The 2,217-nt window shown below is 53.9% G+C and carries 1 rRNA gene; it reads left to right on the top strand.

The annotated features are described in order from the left end of the window. A 23S ribosomal RNA gene (locus ACFU3E_RS38390) occupies positions 1-2,217 on the top strand; the annotation flags it as partial.

Raw genomic sequence — 2,217 nt, forward strand, 5'->3', positions numbered from 1 at the left:
GTGCTCTGTACGGAGTTACAAAGGAACGAGGTAGATGAAGAGGTCTGGAAAGGCCCGCCATAGGAGGTAACAGCCCTGTAGTCAAAACTTCGTTCTCTCCTGAGTGGATCCTGAGTACGGCGGAACACGTGAAATTCCGTCGGAATCCGGGAGGACCATCTCCCAAGGCTAAATACTCCCTAGTGACCGATAGTGAACCAGTACCGTGAGGGAAAGGTGAAAAGCACCCCGGAAGGGGAGTGAAAGAGATCCTGAAACCGTGTGCCTACAAGTAGTCAGAGCCCGTTAACGGGTGATGGCGTGCCTTTTGTAGAATGAACCGGCGAGTTACGATCCCGTGCAAGGTTAAGCAGAAGATGCGGAGCCGCAGCGAAAGCGAGTCTGAATAGGGCGCATGAGTACGTGGTCGTAGACCCGAAACCAGGTGATCTACCCATGTCCAGGGTGAAGTTCAGGTAACACTGAATGGAGGCCCGAACCCACGCACGTTGAAAAGTGCGGGGATGAGGTGTGGGTAGGGGTGAAATTCCAATCGAACCTGGAGATAGCTGGTTCTCTCCGAAATAGCTTTAGGGCTAGCCTTAAGGTAAGAGTCTTGGAGGTAGAGCACTGATTGGACTAGGGGCCCCTACCGGGTTACCGAATTCAGTCAAACTCCGAATGCCAATGACTTATCCTTGGGAGTCAGACTGCGAGTGATAAGATCCGTAGTCGAAAGGGAAACAGCCCAGACCGCCAGCTAAGGTCCCAAAGTATACGTTAAGTGGAAAAGGATGTGGAGTTGCTTAGACAACCAGGATGTTGGCTTAGAAGCAGCCACCATTTAAAGAGTGCGTAATAGCTCACTGGTCGAGTGACTCTGCGCCGAAAATGTACCGGGGCTAAACGTATCACCGAAGCTGCGGACTGTTCTTCGAACAGTGGTAGGAGAGCGTTCTAAGGGCTGTGAAGCCAGACCGGAAGGACTGGTGGAGCGCTTAGAAGTGAGAATGCCGGTATGAGTAGCGAAAGACGGGTGAGAATCCCGTCCACCGAATGCCTAAGGTTTCCTGAGGAAGGCTCGTCCGCTCAGGGTTAGTCGGGACCTAAGCCGAGGCCGAAAGGCGTAGGCGATGGACAACAGGTTGATATTCCTGTACCACCTCCTCACCATTTGAGCAATGGGGGGACGCAGGAGGATAGGGTAAGCGCGGTATTGGATATCCGCGTCCAAGCAGTTAGGCTGGGAAATAGGCAAATCCGTTTCCCGTAAGGCTGAGCTGTGATGGCGAGCGAAATATAGTAGCGAAGTTCCTGATTCCACACTGCCAAGAAAAGCCTCTAGCGAGGTGAGAGGTGCCCGTACCGCAAACCGACACAGGTAGGCGAGGAGAGAATCCTAAGGTGAGCGAGAGAACTCTCGTTAAGGAACTCGGCAAAATGACCCCGTAACTTCGGGAGAAGGGGTGCTCTGTTAGGGTGCAAGCCCGAGAGAGCCGCAGTGAATAGGCCCAGGCGACTGTTTAGCAAAAACACAGGTCTCTGCGAAGCCGTAAGGCGAAGTATAGGGGCTGACGCCTGCCCGGTGCTGGAAGGTTAAGAGGAGCGCTTAGCGTAAGCGAAGGTGCGAATTGAAGCCCCAGTAAACGGCGGCCGTAACTATAACGGTCCTAAGGTAGCGAAATTCCTTGTCGGGTAAGTTCCGACCCGCACGAAAGGCGTAACGATCTGGGCACTGTCTCAACGAGAGACTCGGTGAAATTATAGTACCTGTGAAGATGCAGGTTACCCGCGACAGGACGGAAAGACCCCGTGGAGCTTTACTGCAGCCTGATATTGAATGTTGGTACAGCTTGTACAGGATAGGTAGGAGCCTTGGAAACCGGAGCGCCAGCTTCGGTGGAGGCATCGGTGGGATACTACCCTGGCTGTATTGACCTTCTAACCCGCCGCCCTTATCGGGCGGGGAGACAGTGTCAGGTGGGCAGTTTGACTGGGGCGGTCGCCTCCTAAAAGGTAACGGAGGCGCCCAAAGGTTCCCTCAGAATGGTTGGAAATCATTCGCAGAGTGTAAAGGCACAAGGGAGCTTGACTGCGAGACCTACAAGTCGAGCAGGGACGAAAGTCGGGCTTAGTGATCCGGTGGTTCCGCATGGAAGGGCCATCGCTCAACGGATAAAAGCTACCCCGGGGATAACAGGCTTATCTCCCCCAAGAGTCCACATCGACGGGATGGTT

The organism is Streptomyces sp. NPDC057424, from assembly GCF_042803315.1.
Classification (GTDB): Bacteria; Actinomycetota; Actinomycetes; order Streptomycetales; family Streptomycetaceae; genus Streptomyces.